Origin of the sequence: Devosia geojensis, assembly GCF_000969415.1 — a bacterium.
GTDB lineage: Bacteria > Pseudomonadota > Alphaproteobacteria > Rhizobiales > Devosiaceae > Devosia > Devosia geojensis.
Window position 1 is genome coordinate 145,783 of sequence record NZ_JZEX01000119.1, and the last position, 7,264, is coordinate 153,046.

Sequence of the window (7,264 nt, forward strand, 5' to 3'; positions counted from 1 at the left end):
CCGAGATGACATCGGGGGTGGGGAGGTGCCCTGCCCTATCTGATTTCCCTTCCTACCCCACGAACCGGTTGTTCCTCGGAAAGCCGTTGGGGGGCTGGCGGCCGGCGGCGGCGCGGTCGCCGAGCCATTCGGTCAGCTCTTCCATGGGCTTGGTCCAGGTGCGGCCCGAGGAATCCATCCAGGTGAGGCCATCGGCGGCGTAGAAGACCTTGAGGTCGGAGATGCCGCCGTCCTTGTAGCGCTGCAGGCGCACGCCCTTGCCGCGGGCCATGGCCGGCACCTGCGTCAGCGGGAAGACGAGGAGCTTGCGGTTGTGCCCGATCGTCGCGACGCGGTCGCCCTCGGCCGGGGCGATGAGCTTGGCCTCGTCGGCGCCGCCGACATTGAGGACCTGCTTGCCCTTGCGGGTATTGGCGACGAGATCGTCCTCGGCAACGAGGAAGCCGTTGCCGACGGCCGAGGCGACAAGGCGCCTGGCGCCGGCCTTGTAGACGAAGAGGTCGACGATATCGCGGCCCTCTTCGATATCGACCATCAGGCGCACCGGCTCGCCCTGCCCGCGCCCGCCGGGCAGCTTATCGCCGGAAAGGGTGTAGACCTTGCCGTCGGTGGTCATCAGCAGCAGCTTGTCGGTCGTCTCGGCCTTAACGGCGAGCTTGAGGCGGTCGCCGGCCTTGAAGCTCTTGTCGTCGATGTCCTCGGTATGGCCCTTGAGCGCGCGGATCCAGCCCTTCTCGGAAAGGATGACCGTGATCGGCTCGCGCTCGATGAAGGCGGTCTCGACGGCGGCCATGTCGGCATCGGGCGCATCGGCGAACTCGGTGCGGCGGGCGCCAAGCGGCGTATCCTTGCCGTAGGCCTTCTTCAGCTCGGCGATCTCGGTGGTGATAGCGCCCCACTGGCGCTTGTCGGAGGCGAGGAGCGCTTCGAGATGGCCTTTCTCGGTCGTCAGGTCCGCGTGCTCCTTCCTCAGCTCAATCTCCTCGAGCTTGCGCAGGGACCGCAGGCGCATGTTGAGGATGGCTTCGGCCTGGACGTCGGTCAGTTCGAAGGTCGCCATCAGCGAGGCCTTGGCGTCGTCCTCCTCGCGGATGATGCGGATGACCTCGTCGAGGTTGAGATAGGCGATGATGTAGCCGGCCAGTACCTCCAGCCGATGCTCGATCTGCTCGAGCCGGTGCTGGCTGCGGCGGACCAGCACTTCCTTCCTGTGTTCGAGCCAGGCCTTGAGGGCCTGCGCGAGGCCCATGACCTTCGGCACCGCGCCTTTGTCGAGCACATTGAGGTTCAGCGAGAAGCGGATCTCGAGGTCCGAGACCTTGAAGAGCTGCTCCATCAGGATGACGGGATCGACCGTGCGGGCGCGCGGCTCCAGCACCAGGCGGATGTCGTCGGCGCTTTCGTCGCGCACGTCCTTCAGGAGCGGAAGCTTTCGCGCCATCAGCAGCTCGGCGATCTTCTCGACGAGCTTGGATTTCTGGACGCCATAGGGGATCTCGGTGACGACGATGACGTAGACGCCCCTGCCCGTCTCCTCGACGTTCCATTTGGCGCGCAGGCGGAACGAGCCGCGGCCGGTGGCGTAGGCATTGGTGATCGCGGACTTCGACTCGACGAGGATGCCGCCGGTCGGGAAATCGGGGCCCGGCACGAACCGCACCAGGTCCTCGGCGGTCGCATCCGGATGCATGATGAGGTGGGTCGCCGCGTCGCACAGTTCGGAAACGTTGTGGGGCGGAACCGAGGTCGCCATGCCGACCGCAATGCCGGTCGAGCCGTTAGCGAGCAGGTTCGGGAAGTTGGAAGGGAGGACGATCGGCTCCTCGTCCTCGCCGTCATAGGTCGGTTTGAAGTCGACCGCGTTCTCGGCCATGCCCTCGAGCAGGCGGGTCGCGACCTCGGTCATGCGGCTTTCGGTATAGCGCATGGCCGCAGGGCTATCGCCATCGATATTGCCGAAATTGCCCTGCCCGTCGACCAGCGGATAGCGCTGGGCGAAATCCTGCGCCAGACGCACCAGTGCGTCGTAGATCGACTGATCGCCGTGGGGGTGGAACTTACCGATGACATCGCCGACGATGCGGGCGGATTTCTTGTAGCCCTGGTTGGGATCGAGCCGCAAAAGGCGCATGGCGTGCAGGATGCGGCGGTGGACGGGTTTCAGCCCGTCCCGCGCATCGGGCAGCGCGCGCTGAGTGATGGTCGAGAGGGCATAGGAAAGATACCGCTCCTCGAGCGCCGCCTTGAGGTCGACGACGTGGGTGTCGCCTCCATCGGGCGGGAGGGTATCGGCATCGGACATAGACGGGCCTCGGAGCAAGACGAATCAGGAACGGAGTATAGTGATTGTAGGGTGGAAACGCAGGCTTTCTGGGGGGGTACCGATTATGCGGACATGACTATACGCCGTCCGGAAGGTGCTTCCGTCGGTTGTCGTCCTTTCGGACACACGAATGCGGGGCGGCTTTCGCCTCCTATTTAGTTTTAGATGGGAAGCGTCAGCCGCCCCACACGCCGGGATTTGTGAGCCGTACACGAAGCATGCGGACGCTGATGATCCGCCGGTCCGTAACAGACACCCTGCCCGCCGGCGACCCGGCTGCCCCAACGCCCCCGCCCGACATCTCGTCAACGCCGCGTGTGTGCCAGCCGCAGGTGCGGGGATAAGTTTTTATTCTCGCGCCGGATCAATGGGTTGGGCAGGTACTCCCCTCCCCCTTGAGGTAGGGGTCGGGGGAAGTTTCGGTGGCTCCCTGACTCACCCCCTATCCCCTCTCCGTGGCGGCTGTGAAGGGGGAAGATCGATCTGCCCTCTTTCTGATCCCGACGAGATCGTAGGCGAGCGATCGGCGCCTGCCTACTCCGTCAGCATCTCCACCAGCCGGTCGCGCGTCGCCGGTGGATCGAGGCGCCGTGGACCCCAGACGTGCTCGTTGAGGAAATAGCCGGTGAGGCGGAAGGCCGCGGCGATGTCGCGGGGGTCGCCATTACCGCGCTCGGTGAGGCACTTCGGGAGCGCAAGAAGCTTGTCCTTGTAAGGCTCGCCGGCGAGGCGCGAGACGGCGCGTCCGGAGCGCGGGGAGACGTAGGCGAGGTCTTCCGTAACTCCGGTGGCGGCGCAACTGGTGAGATCGAGACCGAAGCCAAGCTCATCGAGGAGGGTCATCTCGAAGCGGGCGAGCGCGATGCCGTCGAGGGGACTGTCGAGGAGGTCGAGCGCCAGCCCGAGGAGGCGGTCATGGGGATCACGCTCGGGAAGGAGGCGCAGGTGATCGCAGAGAAGCTGGCAGAGGTATAGCCGGCCCCGGTCGGCAATGAGCGCGGCTGCACGGGCTTCCAGGAGCTCGACGGCGAAGGTGCCCAGATGGTCCTCGATGCGGGCGCGCCAGACGAGCTGGACGGTGTTGCCGGGCTGGAGGGTGGCCGCTTGTCTCGTCGAGCGGCCGCCGCGTACGAGGCCAAGGCAGCGCCCGCGCCCGGCCACCATCGCCTCGGCGATGACGCTGGTCTCGCCGTGGCGGCGCACGCCGATCAACAGGCCTTCACCGGTCCATTCCATCGGTCAGCTTCTCCCACGACCGGCGAGGAGACGGTCGAGCCAGACCAGCAGCCAGCCGGCGACGAGGAAGCAGAGGGCGATGGCGGCGACGTTAATGGCGACCTGCCGCGCGCCTTCCTGTGCGAGATCGATGAAGGGGTAGGCGAAATGCCCTTCGGCGGTTCCGCGAAGAAGTGCATAGGCGAGATAGGCGAGCGGGAAAGCCGCCCAGAGGAGCGGATCGCGCCAGCGCAGATTTCCCTTCGGGACGAAGGCCAGCCAATAGAGCGGGACCAGGACGGGCGTTACCTGGTGCAGCAAAAGGTTGGCGAGCGCGGCGCCCGCGGTCAGCTCGCGCAGGCCCTGGAGCAGGATGGCGTAGACGGCGCCCACGAGGAGAATTGCCAGCGCGACGCCCGCCACGAAACGCGGAGAGGCACGCCATCCGAGAGCAAGGCCCGAGAACACCAGCGCCACGACGAGATTGGCGAGGACGGTGAAGTAGCCGGCCAGCACCCAGAGGGCCGCGGGAAGCGAGCCGGACGCGGCAAGCTGTGCTTGGATGTGGATGCCGAGGCCCACCCAGGCGGCAGCGGCGATGAGGGCGGCGGCGAGGCGACGGGCGATATTGTAGACGGTTGGCTGCATTCGCAAATCCCCTGTCGTGCCACGCCCTCGTGGTTCGAGGCTTCGCTACGCTTCGCACCTCACCATGAGGGACTACTGAAAGAGACGACGGCCGATCATCAGTCCTCATGGTGAGGTGCCGCGCAGCGGCCTCGAACCACGAGGGCGTGGCAGCGATACTCACCCCTTCCCGTGCGGGTATTCCAAGCCCATCTCGCGGTAGCGCTCCGGATCGTCGCCCCAGCGTTCGCGCACCTTGACGAAGATGAAGAGGTGGACGGGCACCTCAAAGATCTCCATCAGCTCCTTGCGCGCCTCGGCGCCGATGGCCTTGATGGCCTGGCCGCCGGCGCCGAGGACGATCTTCTTGTGGCTGTCGCGGGTAACGTAGACGACGAGGTTGATCTTGTAGGAGCCGTCCTTCTGGACGGCGAAGCTCTCAGTCTCGACGGTGGCATTGTAGGGGATTTCCTCGTGGATCCGCAGGAACAACTTCTCGCGGGTGACCTCGGCGGCGGTGATCGCGAGGGTGAGGTCCGTCAGCTGGTCTTCCGGGAACATCCAGGGGCCGGGTGGGATGTGCTTCATGCACCAGGCGAGGAAATCGCCGACGCCGCTGCCGGTCAGGGCCGAGATCATGAAGGTCGTCTCGAAGCGCTGGTGGGCGTTGATCTTCTCGGAGAGCGCCAGGAGCGTCTCGCGCTTGACGAGGTCGACCTTGTTGAGGACGAGGATTTTCGGGTGGCGGACGTTGAGGAGACCTTCGAGAAGAGATTCAACTTCGCCCGTCAAACCCCTTTCGGCATCGACGATAAAGGCGACGAGGTCGGCGTCCCCTGCCCCGGTCCAGGCGGCCTGGACCATGGCGCGGTCGAGCCGGCGCTTGGGGGCGAAGATGCCGGGGGTATCGATGAAGACCACCTGATCGGCCCCTTCGGTGACGACGCCGCGGATCTGGGAGCGGGTGGTCTGCGCCTTGTGGGTGACGATCGACACCTTGGTGCCGACGAGGGAATTCATCAGCGTCGACTTGCCGGCGTTGGGCGCGCCCACGAGGGCGACGAAGCCGCAACGCGTCTCTGCGGGTGCTGGCTGCTCGTCGGTCACAGGGTTTCCTTCCAGACGTTATGGGCGACGAGGAAGCGCTCCGCGGCCTTGTGTTCGGCGATCTTCTTGGAAGGGCCGGAGGCGGTGATGGGCTCGTAGCCGGAGGCGGCGACGGCGATGGTGAATTGCGGCGCGTGGTCGGGGCCGGTGCGCTCGACCTCGATATAGGCGGGCGGCTCGAGGCCGCGGGCCTGGGCCCATTCCTGCAGGGTCGTCTTGGCGTCGGCGCGGGTGAGCCCCGTTTCGCCAATATGATCGGAGAACATGCGCTCGACGAACTCGTAGGCCTTGCCGAGGCCGCCGTCGCAGTAGATTGCGCCGATCACGGCTTCCGTGACGTCGGCGAGGATCGCTTCCTTGCCGGCGCCGCCGGTGCGCGCCTCGCTGTCGCCGAGGATGAGTTCGGCGCCGAGATCGAGCTGGCGGGCGATGATGGCGCAGGTTTCCTTGCGCACAAGGGTGTTGAGCGAGCGCGAGAGAGCCCCCTCGTTGGACTTGGGAAAGCGCCGGTAGAGCATGTCGGCGATGACGAGGCCGAGTACGCGGTCGCCGAGGAATTCGAGGCGCTGGTACGAGCGCTCGATGCGGCGCGAGGGCGCGACGGCGCTCGAATGAGTCAGGGCGCGGTCGAGGAGGTCCGGGTCGGCGAAGCGATAGCCGAGACGGGCCTCGAGCTTCTCATGCGAACGCGCTCGTCGGCTCATTGATAGACGGACTGGAACATGCGGTCCCAGCGCACATTGGCCGGCCACTGCCAGATCTGCCAGGGCGGGATATTGTCCTGGATCGAAAAGAACCGCGCCTCGGCCTTGGCGATGAGGTTGGTGAAGGGCACGTAGCCGACCGAGGAGAGCACGCGGCTGTCGGCCGAGCGGTCGCGGTTGTCGCCCATCATGAAATAGTGGCCGGCGGGCACGACATATTCGGGCGTGTTGTCGAGTGGCGCGTTGTCGGAGATTTCCTGGATCACGTGGCTGGTGCCTTCCGGGAAGGTCTCGCGGTAGACGACGACCTCGCGGCTGTCGCCTTCGCTGTCGGTATCGATGGTGCGGCCGACCTCCTCGCGCTCGATCATCTCACCATTGATGTAGAGGCGACCCTCGCGCATCTGCACGCGGTCACCGGGCAGGCCGACGACGCGCTTGATATACTCGATATCCTGCGGGACGGGACGGAAGACGGCGATGTCGCCGCGATTGGGCTCACGCCCGAAGATGCGCCCGGAGATCGGCAGCTCGAAATCGAGGAGCGTGAAGTCGCCGTAGCGACCGAGCGAGAAGGAGTGCTTGCCGTAGCCCCAGACGAATTTGTTGGCGACGAAATAGTCGCCGATCATCAGCGTCTGCTGCATCGATGCGGTCGGGATCGAGAACGGCTGGAAAAGGAATGAGCGGATGACGATGGCGATCAGCAGCGCCTCGACGATGACCACGATCGTGTCCCACCACTCGCTGGCAGCCGACTTCGGCTTCTTGACGGCGTTCTGATCGGGCTGGGTCATCTCGGTTCCTTGGCGCGGAATGCGGCCATGTCGTTACGGCTTTGCGACGGGCCGGTCAACCGGCAGCACCTCGATGACGACGAAGGCCTGGGCGAGGCCGGCGTCGTCAGTGATGGTCAGGTGGATGTGGGGTTCGTGGCCTTCGGGGACAAGGCGGGCGAGCGCGCGGGCCGCGCCGTTGGTCAGGTGCATGGTGGGCTTGCCGGACGGCAGGTTGACGACGCCCATGTCGCGCCAATAGACGCCGAAACTAAGGCCGGTGCCGAGGGCCTTCGAGCACGCCTCCTTGGCGGCGAAGCGCTTGGCGTAGGAGGCGGCCCGCTGGGCGCGGCGATCGGACTTTTTCCGCTCGATTTCCGTGAAGCAACGATGGGTGAAGCGCTCCCCGTAACGGTCGAGCACCTCGCCGACGCGGTGGATCTGGATGAGGTCGGAGCCGAGGCCGATGATCATGGCATCCCTCCTGCCGCGGCACTACCCCCCTCCCATCC

7 protein-coding genes are annotated in these 7,264 nt (G+C 65.8%); all 7 read right to left on the reverse strand.

The features are described 5' to 3' along the window. Positions 1-52 precede the first annotated feature (52 nt). The 7 genes from parC to acpS all read right to left on the reverse strand — a co-directional run bounded on the left by parC (position 53) and on the right by acpS (position 7,226). The gene (parC, locus tag VE25_RS13730) at positions 53-2,302 is read right to left on the reverse strand and encodes a DNA topoisomerase IV subunit A (protein WP_046109181.1); all 2,250 of its coding nucleotides are present in this window, start codon (positions 2,300-2,302) and stop codon (positions 53-55) included. Positions 2,303-2,857: 555 nt separating this feature from the next. Beyond that, positions 2,858-3,559 (reverse strand): DNA repair protein RecO, encoded by a 702-nt coding sequence (gene recO / locus VE25_RS13735; protein WP_046109182.1) that lies wholly within the window; start codon positions 3,557-3,559, stop codon positions 2,858-2,860. A 3-nt stretch (positions 3,560-3,562) separates the two neighbouring features. Then, positions 3,563-4,186 carry a Pr6Pr family membrane protein gene (locus VE25_RS13740; protein WP_046109183.1) on the reverse strand — a complete coding sequence of 208 codons (624 nt, stop codon included), beginning with the start codon at positions 4,184-4,186 and terminating at the stop codon, positions 3,563-3,565. Between the two features lie 159 nt (positions 4,187-4,345). Next, a complete protein-coding gene (gene era / locus VE25_RS13745; protein ID WP_046109184.1) occupies positions 4,346-5,272 on the reverse strand; it encodes a GTPase Era in 927 nt (308 codons plus the stop codon). Next, positions 5,269-5,976, reverse strand: a complete 708-nt coding sequence (gene rnc, locus VE25_RS13750; RefSeq protein WP_046109185.1) for a ribonuclease III — start codon at positions 5,974-5,976, stop codon at positions 5,269-5,271. The genes era and rnc overlap by 4 nt, the downstream gene beginning before the upstream one ends. Then, positions 5,973-6,773, reverse strand: coding sequence for a signal peptidase I (lepB, locus tag VE25_RS13755; RefSeq protein ID WP_046109186.1), 801 nt, complete (start codon positions 6,771-6,773; stop codon positions 5,973-5,975). The genes rnc and lepB overlap by 4 nt, the downstream gene beginning before the upstream one ends. 33 nt (positions 6,774-6,806) lie before the next feature. Then, on the reverse strand, positions 6,807-7,226 hold the full coding sequence (gene acpS / locus VE25_RS13760; protein WP_046109187.1) for a holo-ACP synthase: 420 nt from the start codon (positions 7,224-7,226) through the stop codon (positions 6,807-6,809). Positions 7,227-7,264 lie beyond the last annotated feature (38 nt).